General features: G+C 64.7%; 22 protein-coding genes. 12 read left to right on the top strand and 10 right to left on the bottom strand.

The annotated features are described in order from the left end of the window. Positions 1 to 14: 14 nt before the first annotated feature. From FB481_RS06135 to FB481_RS06120, 4 genes are all read right to left on the bottom strand, one after another. Positions 15 to 788, bottom strand: a complete 774-nt coding sequence (locus tag FB481_RS06135; protein ID WP_147175487.1) for a uroporphyrinogen-III synthase — start codon at positions 786 to 788, stop codon at positions 15 to 17. Next, positions 785 to 1,723 (bottom strand): hydroxymethylbilane synthase, encoded by a 939-nt coding sequence (gene hemC / locus FB481_RS06130; RefSeq protein WP_093500377.1) that lies wholly within the window; start codon positions 1,721 to 1,723, stop codon positions 785 to 787. The genes FB481_RS06135 and hemC overlap by 4 nt, the downstream gene beginning before the upstream one ends. Before the next feature lie 111 nt (positions 1,724 to 1,834). Next, positions 1,835 to 2,581, bottom strand: coding sequence for a LytTR family DNA-binding domain-containing protein (locus FB481_RS06125; protein WP_093500379.1), 747 nt, complete (start codon positions 2,579 to 2,581; stop codon positions 1,835 to 1,837). Next, positions 2,578 to 3,654: a sensor histidine kinase gene (locus FB481_RS06120; RefSeq protein ID WP_147175485.1), complete on the bottom strand. Its 1,077-nt coding sequence runs from the start codon at positions 3,652 to 3,654 to the stop codon at positions 2,578 to 2,580. The genes FB481_RS06125 and FB481_RS06120 overlap by 4 nt, the downstream gene beginning before the upstream one ends. Before the next feature lie 219 nt (positions 3,655 to 3,873). Between FB481_RS06120 and argH the strand changes: the two genes are divergently transcribed. The 3 genes from argH to FB481_RS06105 are packed head-to-tail and all read left to right on the top strand — an operon-like array spanning position 3,874 to position 6,036. After that, complete coding sequence (gene argH, locus FB481_RS06115) at positions 3,874 to 5,268, top strand: argininosuccinate lyase (protein WP_147175484.1); 1,395 nt, start codon at positions 3,874 to 3,876, stop codon at positions 5,266 to 5,268. A gap of 24 nt (positions 5,269 to 5,292) precedes the next feature. Beyond that, a complete protein-coding gene (locus tag FB481_RS06110) occupies positions 5,293 to 5,535 on the top strand; it encodes a hypothetical protein (RefSeq protein WP_013789521.1) in 243 nt (80 codons plus the stop codon). A gap of 21 nt (positions 5,536 to 5,556) precedes the next feature. Continuing rightward, on the top strand, positions 5,557 to 6,036 hold the full coding sequence (locus FB481_RS06105; RefSeq protein WP_147175482.1) for a GNAT family N-acetyltransferase: 480 nt from the start codon (positions 5,557 to 5,559) through the stop codon (positions 6,034 to 6,036). 1 nt (position 6,037) lies between these two features. Here the strand turns inward: FB481_RS06105 and FB481_RS06100 are convergent, their stop codons facing one another. Further along, entirely contained in the window at positions 6,038 to 6,703 is a 666-nt protein-coding gene (locus FB481_RS06100; RefSeq protein WP_147175480.1) for a glutathione S-transferase family protein, read from the bottom strand. A gap of 200 nt (positions 6,704 to 6,903) precedes the next feature. On the opposite strand from FB481_RS06100, the gene FB481_RS06095 reads away from it, so the two are divergent. Beyond that, positions 6,904 to 7,146: a DUF4282 domain-containing protein gene (locus FB481_RS06095; protein WP_075960223.1), complete on the top strand. Its 243-nt coding sequence runs from the start codon at positions 6,904 to 6,906 to the stop codon at positions 7,144 to 7,146. 27 nt (positions 7,147 to 7,173) lie between these two features. Here FB481_RS06095 and FB481_RS06090 read toward each other — a convergent pair whose 3' ends face one another. Both FB481_RS06090 and FB481_RS06085 read right to left on the bottom strand, forming a co-directional pair. Beyond that, entirely contained in the window at positions 7,174 to 7,797 is a 624-nt protein-coding gene (locus FB481_RS06090; protein ID WP_093500392.1) for a 2-dehydro-3-deoxy-6-phosphogalactonate aldolase, read from the bottom strand. A 45-nt stretch (positions 7,798 to 7,842) separates the two neighbouring features. Further along, positions 7,843 to 8,622, bottom strand: coding sequence for an IclR family transcriptional regulator (locus FB481_RS06085; protein ID WP_093500394.1), 780 nt, complete (start codon positions 8,620 to 8,622; stop codon positions 7,843 to 7,845). Positions 8,623 to 8,783: 161 nt separating this feature from the next. Between FB481_RS06085 and FB481_RS06080 the strand changes: the two genes are divergently transcribed. The 4 genes from FB481_RS06080 (at position 8,784) to FB481_RS06065 (ending at position 13,170) form a co-directional block, all read left to right on the top strand. Further along, a complete protein-coding gene (locus FB481_RS06080; protein ID WP_013789515.1) occupies positions 8,784 to 9,059 on the top strand; it encodes a hypothetical protein in 276 nt (91 codons plus the stop codon). Positions 9,060 to 9,138: 79 nt separating this feature from the next. After that, positions 9,139 to 9,987: an ABC transporter substrate-binding protein gene (locus FB481_RS06075; protein WP_093500399.1), complete on the top strand. Its 849-nt coding sequence runs from the start codon at positions 9,139 to 9,141 to the stop codon at positions 9,985 to 9,987. Beyond that, a complete protein-coding gene (locus tag FB481_RS06070) occupies positions 9,977 to 10,222 on the top strand; it encodes a TIGR02647 family protein (protein WP_093500401.1) in 246 nt (81 codons plus the stop codon). Before FB481_RS06075 ends, FB481_RS06070 begins: the two co-directional genes overlap by 11 nt. A 107-nt stretch (positions 10,223 to 10,329) precedes the next feature. Further along, positions 10,330 to 13,170: a class I adenylate cyclase gene (locus FB481_RS06065; RefSeq protein WP_147175478.1), complete on the top strand. Its 2,841-nt coding sequence runs from the start codon at positions 10,330 to 10,332 to the stop codon at positions 13,168 to 13,170. Positions 13,171 to 13,264: 94 nt separating this feature from the next. On the opposite strand, the gene rnk is transcribed toward FB481_RS06065, so the two are convergent. From rnk to cyaY, 3 genes are all read right to left on the bottom strand, one after another. Beyond that, a complete protein-coding gene (rnk, locus tag FB481_RS06060; RefSeq protein WP_147175476.1) occupies positions 13,265 to 13,672 on the bottom strand; it encodes a nucleoside diphosphate kinase regulator in 408 nt (135 codons plus the stop codon). 132 nt (positions 13,673 to 13,804) lie between these two features. Then, positions 13,805 to 14,008 (bottom strand): DUF1289 domain-containing protein, encoded by a 204-nt coding sequence (locus FB481_RS06055; protein ID WP_093500405.1) that lies wholly within the window; start codon positions 14,006 to 14,008, stop codon positions 13,805 to 13,807. Next, positions 13,998 to 14,330, bottom strand: a complete 333-nt coding sequence (gene cyaY / locus FB481_RS06050) for an iron donor protein CyaY (RefSeq protein WP_093500407.1) — start codon at positions 14,328 to 14,330, stop codon at positions 13,998 to 14,000. Before cyaY ends, FB481_RS06055 begins: the two co-directional genes overlap by 11 nt. A gap of 181 nt (positions 14,331 to 14,511) precedes the next feature. Here cyaY and FB481_RS06045 point away from each other — a divergent pair, with 181 nt between their 5' ends. From FB481_RS06045 to FB481_RS06030, 4 genes are read left to right on the top strand one after another with little or no spacing between them, the layout of a single operon-like run. Beyond that, entirely contained in the window at positions 14,512 to 14,643 is a 132-nt protein-coding gene (locus FB481_RS06045) for a lipoprotein (RefSeq protein WP_147175474.1), read from the top strand. 9 nt (positions 14,644 to 14,652) lie between these two features. Next, a complete protein-coding gene (gene lysA, locus FB481_RS06040; protein WP_147175473.1) occupies positions 14,653 to 15,900 on the top strand; it encodes a diaminopimelate decarboxylase in 1,248 nt (415 codons plus the stop codon). A 5-nt stretch (positions 15,901 to 15,905) separates the two neighbouring features. Beyond that, entirely contained in the window at positions 15,906 to 16,736 is an 831-nt protein-coding gene (gene dapF / locus FB481_RS06035; protein ID WP_093500413.1) for a diaminopimelate epimerase, read from the top strand. Beyond that, a complete protein-coding gene (locus tag FB481_RS06030) occupies positions 16,733 to 17,428 on the top strand; it encodes a DUF484 family protein (RefSeq protein WP_093500414.1) in 696 nt (231 codons plus the stop codon). The genes dapF and FB481_RS06030 overlap by 4 nt, the downstream gene beginning before the upstream one ends. Positions 17,429 to 17,479: the final 51 nt, after the last annotated feature.

Raw genomic sequence — 17,479 nt, 5'->3', positions numbered from 1 at the left:
ATCCATCCTTTGCTTCAAGAGTCGGGCGAAGCCTGCGCACGCAAGGCCGCCAACAACGCCGCAGTGTCGGCACCACGGCAATCCACAACATCAACCGCGCCCAGCTCGCGCGCCATCTCAGCGACACGCGGGCTGGGCACGAACAAGGGTAGCTGCGCCAGCGTGGGCCAGTCATCCGCCGCCAGTTGCTGCAGATGCATCAGACCCTGCCCACTGCTGACCACCAAGCCATTCAAGCGTTCCACCTGTATCAGCCGCTGCAGCGTGCCGGCCGGGTAGGTAGGCAGCATGCGGCGGTAGACCGGTAGATAGTCCACCTCGACGCCCTGGGCCCGCAAGCTGTCAGCAAGCAGGGTACGGCCATCCTCGCCGCGGATGATCAGCACCCGCGGGAACATCGCGGCCTTGAGGGGTTCTTGCAGCTCGGGTAGCTCCAGCAACGCTTCACTATCGTCGCCGTTTTTCGGCCAGAACACCGTCAGGCCGTAGTCGGCGAGGATCTGCCCGGTGCCGGCACCAACGCTGAACCAGGGCTGATCGGATAGTGGCTGCGGCCAATACCGATCGAGCAGTTCAAGACCGAAACGGGCGGCGGGCTTGCTCACCACGATCACTGCCGTGTAGCGGTGCAGGTCGCAAATGGTCGCGCCATGCTGAGGCGTTTCTGGCAGTTGCTCGATACCCAGCAGGGGCAGGCAGGCGCAGTGGATGCCTTCACTGGCGAGCGTTTGGGCCAGTGCCTGGCACTCCTGCTCGGTTCGGGTCAGCAGCAGGCGCCAGGCACTCACTCGGCAGCGGCCTCGCCGTATACGGCCTTGAGGATTTCGCCCGCACCCTGAGCCAGCAGTGCCTCGGCGACGTCGATGCCAAGGCGCTCGGCGTCCTCAGCCGAACCGCGTTGTTCGGCACGCAGCAAGCGGCTGCCATCAGGCTCGCCAACCAGGCCACGTAGCCACAGCTGCTCGCCTTCGAGAATGGCGTAGCAGGCAATCGGCACCTGGCAGCCGCCGTTGAGGCGCTTGTTCATGGCACGCTCGGCGGTGACGCGCAGCGCCGTCTCGGTGTGGTTGAGCGGCGCCAGCAGTTGCTGCAATTGAGCATCGCCGACCCGGCACTCGATACCCACCGCGCCCTGCCCGCCCGCCGGCAGGCTGTGCTCGACCGTAATGGAGGCGCGGATGCGATCTTCGAAACCGAGGCGGATCAGCCCCGCCGCCGCCAGGATGATGGCGTCGTACTCGCCGGCATCCAGTTTGGCCAGACGAGTGTTGACGTTGCCACGCAGAAAATGGATTTTCAGATCCGGGCGACGCGCCAGCAGCTGGGCCTGGCGACGCAGACTGGAGGTGCCGACCACACTGCCGGCCGGCAGCGCGTCGAGGCTTTCATAGGTATTGGAAACGAAGGCGTCGCGCGGATCTTCACGTTCGCAGATGCAGAACAGGCCGAGCCCTTCCGGGAAATCCATCGGCACGTCTTTCATCGAATGCACGGCGATGTCGGCCTGGTCTTCGAGCAGCGCGGTTTCCAGTTCCTTGACGAACAAGCCCTTGCCACCAATCTTGGCCAGTGGCGCGTCGAGCAACTTGTCACCACGGCTGACCATCGGCACCAGGCTCACCCGCAAGCCCGGGTGGGCCAGTTCGAGACGGGCCTTGACGTGTTCGGCCTGCCACAGGGCCAGGGCACTCTTGCGGGTGGCGATGCGAATTTCGCGGGTCATGCGGACGTTCCAGAAAACCAGTTGCCGCGAATGATAACAGGCTCACGGGGCGCCGGCCCGAAGCCGGCTGCGACCCTTCGCCCTACTGCTCGCGACTCTGCTACTGATTCGCTAGATCTGGTTCATCAGCTTGCGCACACCCGCGACATGGCGGCGGCTGACCACCAGCGCATCGCCATTAAGCCCCTTCAGATACAGCTGGAAGTGACCCAGCGGAGTGCGCTGCAGGCGCTCGATGCGCTCGCGGGCCACCAGGGCATTGCGGTGGATACGCACGAAGCGATCACCGAATTCGTCTTCGAGGGCTTTGAGCGGCTCGTCGAGCAGTACTTCTCCACCGTCATGACGCAGCGTCACGTACTTGTGGTCGGCGATGAAGTAGATCACGTCGTCCAGGGGGATGAGCTCGATACCTTTGCGAGTCCGCGCACTGATGTGGCTGCGCGGGCCGACGCCGCTTTCGGCGGCTGGGCGGGTCAGTGCAGCCAATTGCACACGGTTGAGGCGCTCGGCCTTCTTCAGCGCATCTTCAAGATGCTCGGGACGCACGGGTTTGACCAGATAGCCCACCGCGCTGACCTGAAAGGCCTCCACGGCAAATTCATCATGGGCGGTGCAGAAGATCACCGCTGGCGGCGCCTCGCGCTCGCAGAGCCTGGCGGCGGCCTGCAGGCCGTCGAGGCCCGGCATGCGGATGTCGAGCAGCACTACGTCGGGCTTGAGGCTCTCCACGAGCGCCAACGCCTCTTCGCCATTGCTCGCAGAGGGCTCGACCACACGATAGCCGTCCAGCGCGGCCACCATTCGGCTCAGGCGCTCACGGGCAAGGGGTTCGTCATCAACGATCAAGACATTCATAATGATCTGGCTTCCTGCATGGGTCTTGCACATGGGTAGCGTAGACGGGTGTAGTGAAGGCCATCGCGGCGCTCCACACTGAGATTGGCATGCGAACCGAAAAGTGCCGCAAGCCGTGCATCGATGTTGGCCAGTGCCTGGTGCGTACCGCGCGAGGCCATGGGTGCGCCGCCCTCCTCATAGGGGTTGCAGACGCTGAGATGGAATACACCATCGTTGTATGTGGCTGATATCTGCACCAGTCCCCCCTCGATACGTGGCTGGATACCGTAGATCAGAGCGTTCTCCAGCAGCGGCTGCAGAGTCAGCTGAGGAATCGGCAGGTCAGCGGGAACATCGTCGACATCCCACTGCAACTGTAGCCGTTCGCCAAGCCGGTATTGCTCGATAGACAGGTACCGCCGTGCCAGTTCCAGTTCCTCGCTCCAACTGACGAGGCTTCCGGGCTTGGCCAGGCTTGCCCGGAACAGGTCGGATAGATCCAGCACCGCCTGTTCCGCCCTGGCAGAATCTGTGACAACCAGGCTCGCGATGCTGTTCAAACTGTTGAACAGGAAGTGCGGGCGGATGCGCGCCTGCAGCGACTCGATGCGCGCGCGCAGCTCGGCCTGCTCCTGACGCCGCCACTGGCTCTGCAGGTAGAAATAACGCAGTAGCAACGCCGACATGATCAGGCTGATCAACGCATGGCGCAGATACAGGTTCACCTCCCCTTCATGAAGCATCGGCCCGCCGAGAGCATAATAGTCGGCGACCGCCGTGCAGCCCAGCGTGAGCCCCACCACCAACGCACAGCAAGCGGCACCGGCCCACATCGCCGGCAGCCTGGCGAGCAGCGGCCGCAACCGGCACAACAATGCCGAGGACAGCAGCACGATCCACTGCACGAACAGCGAGGTCAGCGCCAGGCGCACCCAGTCGAAACCGGGCAACATCGGCTCGGCGAGCACCAGTACCAGCACCAGCAGTTCGGCGAGCAGCACGGTGCTGAGCAGCGCTTCGGGCTGGCACAGCTCCGGCACGAAAAAATCGTTCGGCGCCTTCGGGGTCGAGGTCTTGCGTGTGTCGTTCATCTCGGCAGTTTCGACGTGCACTGCGCAACCGGCAAGAGAGCCCGTGGCAGGCAGGCGAAATAAGCCACTTAAACGCGCGGCCGAGGGATGAAACTGTGACCCAGACAACACTCGAAGCGGCCACTGCGCCTGCTGCCGGGTCTGTTATCATCGGCACACTTTTCCGCCATGACGGGCAGCCTTGATCCGTCCGAACACGTCTACAGCCGAGCCACATTCATGAGCCAAGAAAAAACCAATCAGTCCTGGGGCGGCCGCTTCAGCGAGCCCGTCGACGCCTTCGTCGCCCGCTTCACCGCCTCGGTGGAATTCGACAAGCGCCTGTTCCGTCACGACATCATGGGCTCCATCGCCCACGCCACCATGCTGGCCAAGGTCGGCGTACTGAGCGATGCCGAGCGCGACTCGATCATCGACGGCCTCACGCAGATTCAGGGCGAGATAGAGGCCGGCACCTTCGACTGGCGCGTCGACCTGGAAGACGTGCACATGAACATCGAGGCGCGGCTGACCGACCGCATCGGCGTGACCGGCAAGAAGCTGCACACCGGTCGCAGCCGCAACGACCAGGTGGCCACCGATATCCGCCTGTGGCTGCGTGACGAGATCGACCTGATCCTGGCCGAAATCACCCGCCTGCAGCAGGGCCTGCTGGAGCAGGCCGAGCGCGAAGCCGAGACCATCATGCCCGGCTTCACCCACCTGCAGACCGCCCAGCCGGTGACCTTCGGCCACCATCTGCTGGCCTGGTTCGAAATGCTTTCGCGCGATTACGAGCGCCTGATCGACTGCCGCAAGCGCACCAACCGCATGCCCCTGGGCTCTGCCGCGCTGGCCGGCACCACCTACCCGATCCAGCGTGAGATCACCGCCGAACTGCTGGGCTTCGACGCCGTGGGCGGCAACTCCCTGGACGGCGTGTCGGATCGCGACTTCGCCATCGAATTCTGCGCCGCCGCGTCGCTGGCGATGATGCACCTGTCGCGCTTCTCCGAAGAGCTGGTGCTGTGGACCAGCGCCCAGTTCCAGTTCATCGACCTGCCGGATCGTTTCTGCACCGGCTCCTCGATCATGCCGCAGAAGAAGAACCCCGACGTGCCCGAGCTGGTGCGCGGCAAGACCGGCCGCGTGTTCGGCGCCCTGACCGGCCTGTTGACCCTGATGAAAGGCCAGCCGCTGGCCTATAACAAGGACAACCAGGAAGACAAGGAACCGCTGTTCGACGCCGCCGACACCCTGCGTGATTCGTTGCGCGCCTTCGCCGACATGATCCCGGCGATCAAACCCAAGCACGCCATCATGCGCGAAGCGGCGCTGCGCGGTTTCTCCACCGCCACCGACCTCGCCGACTATCTGGTACGCAAGGGCCTGCCGTTCCGCGACTGCCACGAAATCGTCGGCCACGCCGTGAAGTACGGCGTCGACAGCGGCAAGGACCTGGCCGAAATGAGCCTCGACGAGCTGCGTCAGTTCAGCGACCAGATCGAGCAGGACGTGTTCGCCGTGCTGACTCTGGAAGGCTCGGTGAATGCTCGTAACCATATTGGCGGCACTGCACCGAATCAGGTGCGCGCAGCGGTGCTGCGCGGCCGTGAACTGCTGGCCAGCCGCTAAATCAAGCCCAGGGAAAGGACGCCCATGTTTGAACTGCTGCTACGCGGCCTGGGGTTTCTGGCCGGGATGATCGCCGAGGTGTTTCTGGCCTACCTCTTCTACGGCATTGGCTGGCTGATCCTGCGCCTGCTGACGCTGGGCCGCTACCCGAATCTGCCGCTGCGCGTGGACGACCCGATGGGTTCACGCACGGCCTGGGTCGCAGTGTTCGGTTTCCTCTGCCTGGTGGGTTTGCTACTGACGTGGCTGACCGTCACCCATGACTGATCTTCTGCACGAGACAATTCCATGACCCTGAACATCCGCCCCGCAGTACGCGAAGACGCTGCCCTGATCCTGCGTTTCATCACCGACCTGGCCATCTACGAGAAGGCCGAGCACGAGGTGAAAACCGATGTCGCCGGCATCGAGAACAGCCTGTTCGGTCGAGGCAGCACGGCCCACGGGCTGATCTGCGAACTGAACGGCGAGCCGATCGGCTACGCGGTGTATTTCTTCAATTACTCGACCTGGCTGGGCAAGCACGGCCTGTACCTGGAAGACCTGTACATCACCCCGCAGCAGCGCGGCGTCGGCGCCGGCAAGGCGCTGCTGCGCCACCTGGCCAAGCTGGCGGTGGCTCGCGGTTGCGGGCGCTTCGAGTGGTCGGTGCTGGACTGGAACACGCCCGCCATCGATTTCTACGAATCGATCGGCGCCAGGCCGCAGAACGAATGGATCGGCTATCGCCTGACCGGCGAAGCCCTGACGAGCTTCGCCGCCGGCTGATTCAACCGCCGAAACGCGCCTTCATGTGGGCCAGGAACGGCCCCATCAACGCGTCCTTGTCGGCCGCGATGCGCTGTACATTAGGGTTCTTGGCGAATCTGTCGAGCAGTTCTTTTGCCGTGGGAAAATCGCCCAGCAGGTCGATGGCGAACACCTTGTGGGCCACGGCGGCGGCCAGGTCGACGCTGTACAGGAAATACAGGTCGGCCAGGCTCAGGCTGTCGCCCGCCACGTAGGGCGAGAAGGCGCCGAGGCGCTTCAGCGAATCGATACCGGCCAGCAGCTCTTCACGGGTCTTGGCCTGGATCGCCGGGTCGACCTGCAGACCGAAGAACGCCTGGGCGTAGCAGGCACGAGCCGGCAGCTCGATATACAGCTCGATGTGCTTGGCCAGCTCGCGCACCTGTGCCTGCTTGTAGGCATCGCCAGGCAGCAGCGATGGCCCCTGGCCCAGCGCCTCGAGGTATTCGAGGATCGCCGAGGTCTCGCTGATGTAGCCATGCGCGCATTGCAGCACCGGCACCTTGCCGCGCGGGCTGATCGCCAGGAAGGCCTCGTCGCGGGACGCGAAGACCTGCACTTCCTCGAACGGCAACCCCTTCTCCAGCAGGGCGAGCTTGACCATGTTGTAGTAGTTGCTGACGGCGAAACCATGGAGCCTGAGCATGGATACGTTTCCTCTGGTAGGCAGACCGGGCTCGGTCAGGGCTACACGCTAGCGGCATTGCGTGCCGGCCGCCAGGGGCATTTCGGACAACTGGCCGCCGCCAGTGACGACTGCTACCCTGCGCCCGCCCGACGTCGCCGACTACGCTTGGCGGCGCCAGCGACCGGGCCTATGCCAACCCATGGACTGGAGTTTCTCCCATGAAGAATCTGTTCTTCTTCGACGCAATGCTCACCCCGAAAATCATCACCTTCGTCTACTGGCTGATGCTGCTCAGCGTGGCCGTAAGCAGCCTGACGATGATGTTCGGCGCCTACGGCAGCTTCCTCGGCGGCCTGGGCACCCTGATCGGCGGAGTGATCGGCGCACGGATCGGCTGCGAGCTGATGATCGTGCTGTTCAAGATCCACGAGAACCTGCAGAAGATCGCCAACCGCCCCTGACCCCAGACGCAAGGCAGGCGACTCGGCTCAGCGCTGGATCGCCTGCCAGGCTGCGACGAATGCGGCGGCGTTGTCAGCCACTTCGCTAACGCCCATGCCGGGCTTGTACAGCGCCGAACCCAGGCCGAAGCCGCTCGCCCCCGCCGCTACGTAGTCGGCCATGTTCGCTGGCGTGATACCACCCACCGGCAACAACGCGACGTCACGGGCGAACACCGCGCGCCATGCCTTGACGATCTGCGGGTTGAATTGTTCGGCCGGGAACAGTTTGAGCACATCGGCACCCGCCTCAATCGCCGCGAACCCTTCGCTCGGCGTCGCCACGCCCGGTGCGCTGAACAGCCCGGCCTGGCGGGTCGCCTGAATCACCTGGGTATTGCAGTTGGGCGAAACGATCAGCCGCCCGCCGGCCTGCGCCACCTCCTCGACCTGGCGGACACTGAGCACGGTGCCGGCGCCGATAAGCGCGCGCTCGCCCAGCTCGGACGCCAGCAGGCCGATGCTCTGCAGTGGCTCGGGCGAGTTCAGGGGAATCTCGATAGCCCGGAAACCGGCCTCGTAGAGCGCCAGGCCCACAGGCACGATTTCCTCGGGGGCAACGCCGCGCAGAATGGCGATCAACGGCAGCTCGCGAAGGTAGGTAGCGGACATTACAGGCCCTCCTCGGGCGTCACGGAAATGGATGAAAGCTCGGTCTCAGGGCCGCCAGCCAAGCTCGGCGGAAATGGCCGCCGCGCAGGTAATAACCTCGGGTCGCAGGTCATGCAGGCGTGCCTCGGGCATATAGGGCACGGCACTGGCCACACTCAGGGCTGCGACGATCTGCCCGCTGGCATCACGTATCGGCGCGGCCACGCAGCGAATCCCCAGCTCGTTGTCTTCCAGATCGAGGCTAAAGCCGCCGCTGGCGTAGTCGCGCATGCGGTCACGAAAATCTTCCCAGGACATCGCGGCGCTGCCGGCACGTAACTGGCGGTCGCGCTCATGGAGCACCTGCCATTCGCTTTCCGGCAGATCGAGCATCAGCGCCTTGCCGATGCCGGTCAGCGCCAGCGGCATGCGCAGGCCGATGCGCGAGCGCATTTCCAGACCGCGACTACCTGGCAGCTTGTCGATGTACAACACATCGCTGCCGTCACGCACGCCCAGGTGCACGGTGTCCTGGGTGGCCCGGGCCAAGCGAGCGAGATGCGCATGCGCGAGCTTGCTCAGCGGCATCTGCGCGCGAGCCTTGTAGCCGAGCTCGATCAGCCGCGGGCCCAGCTGATAACCGCCACTGCTGCCACCCAGGGCGCGCAGGTAATCCGCCTGCACCAGGGCGGCGATCAACCGGTGAGTGGTACTGCGCGAGCAGCCGATGGCGGCGCCAATATCGGCCAGGCTGCAGGCGCCCTGGGCGACGGCATCGATGACCGCCAGGCCGCGAAACAGCGCCTGGGCGCCCGCCGGCGCCTGTTTGTCGTGATCTGCTTGCATGAGTTTCTCCAGACGCAGGACTGTAGTCGCGCGATCCGCAATTCTCAATATGAGAAATCAACTCCCACAATTCGGGAATATATTTTGGCCGCCACATCCATGGTCAGCAGCCAATCACCTGCCTACACTGCCCACTTTCTCCCGACCGACTGGACCGCCCCATGAGCAGCGCCGACGAGCACGACGACGACACCTTCACCGAAAACACCCTGGTTCAGGCCATCGAGAATCAGCTGGAGTCCGGTGAGCCGGCGTTCGCCCAGGCGGTGCTGAACAAGCTGACCCTGGTCGGCCATGACCGCGAGGAAAGCGTGCAGATGATGGCCATGGTGCTGGCCCACGAAGTGGACGCCATGTTGCGCGAAGATCGGCCCTTCGATGCCGAGAACTATGAGCGCCTGTTGCGCGCCCTGCCGACCCTGCCCGACGAAGCCTGAGCCCGCGCGACAGCCAGCCACCTTCTTTCCCGCGGTGGGCACTGCTATGGTTGCACAACGCCCCTGTGGATAAGCCCGGATGCGTTACTCCACATCCCTTAGCCTGTGCCTGACTCTACTGCTCGCCACCAGCGCCCTGGCCGGGCAGGTGCCGCGCATCGGCGCCGAGGATGACTGGTATCCCTACACCGCCTACCGCGACGGCCGCGTGCAGGGCATGTCGGTGGAGATCGTCGAGGCCGCCTTCGCCGCCAGCGACACGCCGGTGCAGCTGGTGCCCTACCCTTACGCCCGTTGCATGCAGATGACTGAAGAAGGCATATTGGCGGCCTGCTTCAACACCGCACCGGATGCGCGCATTGACGCCGATTATCTGATCCCCGAAGAGCCACTGTTCAGCGACGACATCCTGCTCTGGGCCCGCGCCGGTGAAACGCCAGCAAACGGCAAGCCGCAGAGTCTCGCCGGGCGCAAGGTGGCGGTGACCATCGGCTACGAATACGGCGCGCGCCTGGACAATGACCAGCAGGTGATCCGCATCCCCGTGCGCCGCGACCTCAGCGGTTTTCTAATGCTGCAGCGCGGCCGCGTGGATTTCGTGGCCGCCTACCGCGGCACCGCCCAGGCGCTGTTTCGCGAGAACCCGCAACTGGCCGACCAGTTCGTGGCGTTGGAGACCCTCGACAGCCCCACGCTCTACTTAAGTTTTTCGCGTCACAATCCCGATGCAGCCGCGCTGCTCAAGCACTTCGAACAGGGCATGCGCGTCTTGCACAAAGATGGCCGTTACCAGAAGATTCTCGAGCGCTGGCAGCACGTTCCGGCGAACTGCCGCCGCCTTGACTACACTTCGCCTGCGGGGCGAACCCGCGATCCACGGCCCGAGCCGTGCACTACAACAACAGGCAGGAGTCACCATGGCCTTTAATGCCGATCTGGTCGCCGAACTGGAAATTCTTTTGCTGTTCAACCTGGACAATGGACAGGAGGGTCTGAAGATCCACCACGATGCCGCCTCATCCGCCGTCGCCGCTGCCGGGCGCCTGCATGGCAAGGGCCTGATCACCCTCCCGGATGGCGGCTACCTGACCCGCCTGGGTCACGAAGCTGCCGAACACGCGCAAAGCCTGAAAACCATCCTCACCACCGGCAAAGCGCTCTGACCGCCTGAACACGCCTGCCGTCCGAGGCGGCAGGCCCTCTCCCGAACGCCATTGCGAGCGGGTGCGCCGCGCCTGTAGGCTTGCTCATCACCCGGCCGAGCCCGAGCATGACGCGCCACCTGCCCCTGCGACCCAATATCGATGACGGCATCGACCGCAAGGTGCTGACGCAGCTGCGCGCACGCTTCATGCGCATCAACCACGGCCGCCAGCAGCGCGCGATGCAGGCCCTGTCGACCCGCCAGCAACGAGTGCTGACGCTGTTACCGTTGCTGTTTCACGTCAATCATCCGTTACTGCCCGGCTACGTGTCGGCGCAGACGCCGGCTGGTCTGGCGCACTTCGAGCCTTCGGCGCAGCTGCTGGCCGAAGCCCAGCGCCTGACCCGCTCCTTCGCCTACAAACCGGCTCGCGCGCCGGCGCCAACGCCCATCCATGGCCTGTTTCTGATGGGCAGCCTGGGCACCGTGGCCCAGGCCGAACAGAGCGACATGGATTTGTGGGTCTGTCATGCCAGCGAGCTCGACCCTGGCGAACGCGAAGCGCTGCAACGCAAGTGCGACCTGCTGCAGAGCTGGGCGGCCAGCCAGGGCGCCGAAGCGCATTTCTTCCTGATCGACCCCGAGCGTTTTCGCAGCGGTTTACGGGACGCGCGGCTGACCTCGGACGACTGCGGCACCACCCAGCATTTCCTGCTCCTCGACGAGTTCTACCGCACGGCGATCTGGCTGGGCGGGCGTATGCCGCTGTGGTGGCTGGTGCCGGCGGACGACGAGCATCGCTATGCCCATGTCACCGAAGCCTTGCTGAGCAAGCGTTTCGTGCGCGCCGAAGATGTACTGGATTTTGGCCACCTGGCCGAGGTGCCGGCCGGTGAGTTTCTCGGCGCCGGTATGTGGCAACTGTTCAAGGGCATCGAGTCGCCCTACAAGTCAGCGCTCAAGTTACTGCTCACCGAGGTATACGCCAGCGAACATCCCCAGGTGCGCTGCCTGTCGCTGCGCTTCAAGCAGGCGGTTTACGACGGCCTGCTCGACCTCGACGAGCTGGACCCCTACGTGCTGATCTACCGCCGCCTGGAGCAATACCTGCAGGCACGCGGCGAAACCGAGCGCCTGGAACTGGTCAGGCGCTGCCTGTACCTGAAGGTCAACAAGAAGATCAGCAAGCCGCCGCGCCACCGCGAAAAGAGCTGGCAGCGCCTGTTGCTCGAACGGCTGACTGGTGAGTGGGGCTGGGGCGAGCGCCAGCTGATCCTGCTCGACAGCCGCAGCCAGTGGAAGGTCCGACAGGTCGTCGCCGAACGCCAGGCGTTGGTCAACGAACTCAACTACAGCTACCGCTTCCTGTCGCTGTTCGCGCGCAAGCGCCCTGACGGTGTGGCGGCCAGCAGCCGCGACCTGGCCGTGCTGGGTCGGCGCCTGTACGCTGCCTTCGAACGCCGCGCCGGCAAGGTGGAATTCATCAACCCGGGCATCGCCCCGGACCTGGGCGAAGACACCCTGACTCTGGTGCATAATCCGTCGCCCAAGGGCGAGCGCTGGGCGCTCTACAGCGGTAGCCTCGGCGCCCAGGAATGGCAGGATTTCGCCCCGCTGCGCCAGGCCCGCAGCCTGATCGAGCTGCTCGCCTGGAGCCATCGCAATGGCGTGATCGACAGCGGCACGCACCTGTCGCTGCATCCGGGTGACAGCGACCTCACCGAAGTCGAGCTGAGCCAGTTGCTCGGCTGCCTGGCCCAGGCCCTGCCGATGCCCCTGGCGAGCGTGACCGAAGCCGCTCTGGCACGCCCACGCCGGCCTGCCGAAGAACTGCTGCTGATCAACGTTGGCATCGATCCGCTGCGGCAGCACAGCCAGATGAATGTGCACATGACCAGTGAGCGCACCGACCCACTGGGCTATTCCGGCGTGCGCGACAACCTGGTGCTGACCCTGGACCGCATCACCCTAAACAGCTGGAACGAGTTGCTGGTCGAGCGCTACGACGGGCCCACCGCCCTGCTCGACTGCCTGGGCGATGTACTCAACGCGATGCCTGGTCGCGATGAACGCCCCAACCTGAGGGTGTTCAGCTACTGCCGCAACCGCGCCGCGACCATCGTCGAGCGCGTCGAGGGCTTGCTGAATGAGCTGGTCGACTGCCTCGATAGCGGCCAGCAGCAGCGCTACCTGCTGCAGATCGCCCGCCGCTATCACCTGCTCGACCTGACGCCTGGCAGAGTGCGGCACAGCATGCTGGAGGATCTGCCCACGCTGCTCGAACACCTAGCCCAGGATCGCGCCGAATACAGCCCGCTGCGCCTGGACCGTAACGCGCTGGAAGGTGAAGACCTGGCGCTGATCCTTGAGGCCGGACGCCCGGCGTGCATCCAGGTGTTCTATCGCCTGCACGAAACGGAAGGCCTGGCGCAGATCAACGTGCTCGACGAATGCGGCGCGTTGTGGCGCAGCCAGGTGCCGTTCCATAACGAAACCAGCCTGCTGACACCGCTGCACCGCTTCCTGCAATCGCTGCTGTACCGGCGCGACGCCGCCCAGGCCCTCGAAGGCCCGCAGCAACCGCTCGAAATCCTTTACCACCAACTGCTGCCGGCCGCTCCGCTGCGTGCGCAGCGCCTGGAGCCCAGACCGGCGCCGCTGAACGAAGTCAGCCTGCCGTTCTATGACGTTCAGGCCATCGTCGAGCCGGGCAACGGCCCACGCGCCTACGTCAGCCTGTTCTGCAACCACAGGGAGTTCTCCGAGCTTGAACACGGCGAACAGCTATTCACCAACGTGGCTCGACACATTCTCGCCCAACGCAGCGAGCAGCAACCGTATCCCTGCTACATCACCGACCTCGACCTTTCCGCTCTGCTCGGCGAGCGGCAGCCCTCGGTGGTGCATTACCTGCGCTACAAGGCCAGCCTCGAAGAGGCACTGAACGGCGCGCTGCGCACGTCCTGATCATGGGAGTTACCTGAAAACCCGAATCGTGGCGCGATCCAGGCCAAGAAGGAAGCCGACTCGGCAGAGGGAACGGCGCCGAGTCGGGTGCAACTCAGCGAGCGTATTCGCCTGCCGCTTCCGGCTGGTATTCGACTTCCAGCAGGGTCAGCTTGAGCACCTTGCCGCCCGGTGCCGGCCAATCGATGTGCTGGCCAACGCTCAAGCCCAGCAGAGCCGCGCCGACCGGCGCGAGGATCGATACCTTGCCTTCGCCGCCGGCGTCCTGGGGATAGACCAGGGTCAGGTGATAGTCCTTGCCACTCCCTTCCTCGCGGCAGTGCACACGCGAATTCATGGTCACCACCCCGGCCGGAATCTGCTCGTGGCCGACCACCTCGGCGCGGTCAAGCTCGGCCTGCAGGGCTTCGGCGGTCGGGCCTAACTCATCGAGGCCATCGAGCAGTTGCTCCAGGCGCTGCAGATCGAGGCGGGTAATGGTGATGGACGGTGTGCTGGCCATGGTGCGGGCATATCTCCTTTGCTGGACGCCAAAAAAGCAAAACCCCATCGAAACGACGGGGTTTTTGCAGAAGCTCATTTTGCAGAAGCCAGGCTGACCGTAACACAGCCACCCAAATAAACAAGAGCCGGCTCACCCGTCCATCAGGCGCCGCTCGGCCAGGTCGCGGATAACCCGCCGACGCTCGTCGCTGGCGTTGCCCCATTCGAGAATTTCCGCCAGCAGTCGCCCGCAGCCCAGGCAGCGCTCGGCCTCGTTCAGGCAGCAGCGCCGGCGACAGGGCGAGGCCACCACAGTGGCGCCCGGCGCGGGCTTGCCGGCATCTTCAGATTTCATCGAACTCGAGTTCGGCGCCTGCCTGCTCGGCGACGATACGCTCGAGCATCTCGCTCAGCAGTTCGTCGCTGCTGTCGCAGATCCAGCGCTGATTGTCCTCGTCGTAATCGAAGTGAAAACCTCCCGAACGGGCCGCCAGCCACAGCTGACGCAGCGCCGGCTGGCGGCTGAAGATCAGTTGCGAGCCGTTTTCGAAACGCACCGTCAGCACGCCCGCAGAGTTCTCCAGATCGATATCCAGGTCGCTGTCGTCGAAGATGTCTTCCAGCGCCTGCTGCACCGCATCGACCAAGTCGTGGAAACGGGCTTCGCTCAAACTCATTGCACTTACCTCATGAAAAATTCAGCTGCATCGGACCAACGCCAGGGCCAAGGACTGCGGTGCCTGCACAGGTCAGCCAGCCAGGGCAAAGCCCCGCCGGACGGGAACCCCGGCGCATAGGCAACATGCCGGGGGGTCGGTATACTCGGGGGCAATTATGCTTTATTACAAGGATTTGACCATGAAGCGGCTGTTCACTGCCCTCATCGCGCTCGTCGCCGTCACCACCCTGCTCGGCGGCTGCGGCCAGAAAGGCCCGCTGTACCTGCCGGATGATAACCAGTCCGGCTCGTCGCACGACCAACACAAATAAGGGCCCCCCATGAACACCTTCGAATACCGCGACGGTTCGCTGTTCGCGGAAGGTGTGGCGTTGTCCGCCATTGCCCAGCGCTTCGGCACGCCCACCTACGTCTACTCGCGCGCCCACATCGAAGGGCAGTACCGCGCCTACGCCGATGCGCTGGCGGGTATGCCGCATCTGGTCTGCTACGCGGTCAAGGCCAACTCCAATATCGGCGTGCTGAACGTGCTGGCGCGCCTCGGCGCCGGTTTCGACATCGTCTCCAGCGGTGAGCTGGAGCGCGTGCTGGCGGCCGGTGGCGAGCCGAGCCGCATCGTCTTCTCCGGTGTGGGCAAGAGCCGCGACGACATGCGCCGCGCGCTGGAAGTCGGCGTGCACTGCTTCAACGTCGAGTCGGGCGTCGAGCTCGAGCGTCTGCAGAAGGTCGCCGCCGCGATGGACGTCAAGGCGCCCGTCTCGCTGCGGGTCAACCCGGACGTGGACGCCGGCACCCACCCGTACATCTCCACCGGCCTGAAGGAAAACAAGTTCGGCATCGACATCGAGCAGGCCGAGGCGGTCTACGCCCGCGCCGCCGAGCTGCCGAACATCGAAGTGATCGGCGTCGACTGCCACATCGGTTCGCAGTTGACCACACTAGAGCCATTCCTCGATGCCCTGGATCGCCTGTTGCTGCTGGTCGACAAGCTGGCCGCGCGCGGCATCGTCATCAAGCACCTGGATCTGGGCGGCGGCCTCGGCGTGCAATACCGCGACGAGCAGCCACCGCAGGTCGGCGACTACATCGCCGCGGTACGCCAGCGCATGGCCGGTCGTGACCTGGCCCTGGTGTTCGAGCCGGGCCGCTTTATCGTCGCCAATGGCGGCGTGCTGCTGACTCAGGTGGAATACCTCAAGCACACCGAACACAAGGACTTCGCCATCATCGATGCGGCGATGAACGACCTGATCCGCCCAGCCCTGTACCAGGCCTGGATGGACGTATCGGCGGTGCAGCCTCGTGACGGCGAGGCGCGCAATTACGACCTGGTCGGGCCGATTTGCGAGACCGGCGACTTCCTGGCCAAGGATCGTCAGCTGGTGCTCGAAGAAGGCGACCTACTGGCCGTGCGTTCGGCCGGTGCCTACGGCTTCGTGATGAGTTCCAACTACAACACCCGCGGCCGCGCCGCCGAGGTGATGGTGGACGGCGAGCAGGCTTACGAAGTGCGGCGCCGCGAAACCCTGGACGAGCTCTTCGCGGGCGAAAGCCGCCTGCCGGAGTGATGCCCATGTTATTGCGCTTTACCAAGATGCATGGCCTGGGCAACGACTTCATGGTTCTCGACCTGGTCAGCCAGCATGCCCACATCCAGCCCAAGCACGCCAAGCAGTGGGGCGATCGCCACACCGGCATCGGCTTCGATCAGCTGCTGCTGGTCGAGCCGCCGCAGCACCCGGACGTGGATTTCCGCTACCGCATCTTCAATTCCGATGGCAGCGAAGTGGAACAGTGCGGCAATGGCGCACGCTGCTTCGCCCGCTTCGTGCTGGACAAGCGCCTGACGGTGAAGAAGAACATCCGCGTGGAAACCAAAGGCGGCATCATCGAGCTGAACGTGCGCGCCGATGGCCTGATCACCGTGGACATGGGCGCACCGCGCCTGGCACCCGAGCAGATCCCGTTCCAGGCCGATGGCGAAGCGCTGAGCTATGCCGTCGAGGTCGATGGCAAGGACCATCAACTGGCCACCGTTTCCATGGGCAACCCCCATGCCGTGCTGCGCGTTGATGATGTCGACGGCGCTCCGGTGCACGAACTGGGCGCGAAGCTGGAACACCATCCGCGCTTTCCGCAACGGGTCAACGTCGGCTTCCTGCAGGTGATTGATCGTCAGCGTGGCCGCCTTCGCGTCTGGGAGCGCGGCGCTGGGGAAACCCAGGCCTGCGGCACTGGCGCCTGCGCCGCCGCCGTCGCGGCGATCCGCCAGGGCTGGATGGACTCGCCCGTACAGTTGGAGCTGCCGGGCGGCAAGCTGCACATCGAGTGGGCAGGCCCCGGCCAGCCCGTTATGATGACCGGCCCCGCCGTGCGCGTGTACGAAGGACAGGTTCGCCTATGACTGACCAGCAGGATTCGCCCAAGCCCCTGGACTCGGAAACGGTCGCCGCCTACCTGCGCCTGCACCCCGAATTCTTCATCGACCACGATGACCTGATCCCCGAGCTACGCATTCCGCACCAGCGCGGTGATACCGTGTCGCTGGTCGAGCGTCAGGTCAAACTGCTGCGCGAGCGCAATATCGAGATGCGCCAGCGCCTGTCGCACCTGATGGACGTGGCCCGTGACAACGACCGGTTGTTCGACAAGACCCGCCGCCTGGTACTCGACCTGATGGACGCCAGCAGCCTCGAGGAAGTGGTCAGTTGCGTGGAAGACAGCCTGCGACGCGAATTCCAGGTGCCGTTCGTGGGCCTGATCCTGTTCAGCGATACGCCACTGCCGGTCGGCCGTAGCGTCAGCAGCGCCGAGGCGCACCAGGCCATTGGCGGCCTGCTGGCCGGTGGCAAGACCATCTGTGGGGTGCTGCGCGAGCACGAGCTGAAGTTCCTTTTCGGCGAAGCCGGCAACGAGGTCGGTTCGGCCGCCGTGGTGGGCCTGTCCCATCAAGGGCTGCACGGCGTGCTGGCGATCGGCAGTGCCGATGCGCAGCACTACAAGAGCTCGCTGGGTACGCTGTTCCTCGGTTACATCGCCGAAGTGCTGTCGCGCGTGCTGCCACGTTTCTCCGCGCCGCTGCGCTCGGTCAGGTAACGCGCCGTCCACAGGGGCGCAAGCGTTGCGCCCTCTCGTCACGGAGCCGCC

The sequence above is a fragment of the Pseudomonas sp. AG1028 genome, assembly GCF_007993955.1.
GTDB lineage: Bacteria > Pseudomonadota > Gammaproteobacteria > Pseudomonadales > Pseudomonadaceae > Aquipseudomonas > Aquipseudomonas straminea.
This window is presented reverse-complemented; position numbering and strand designations above follow the sequence as displayed.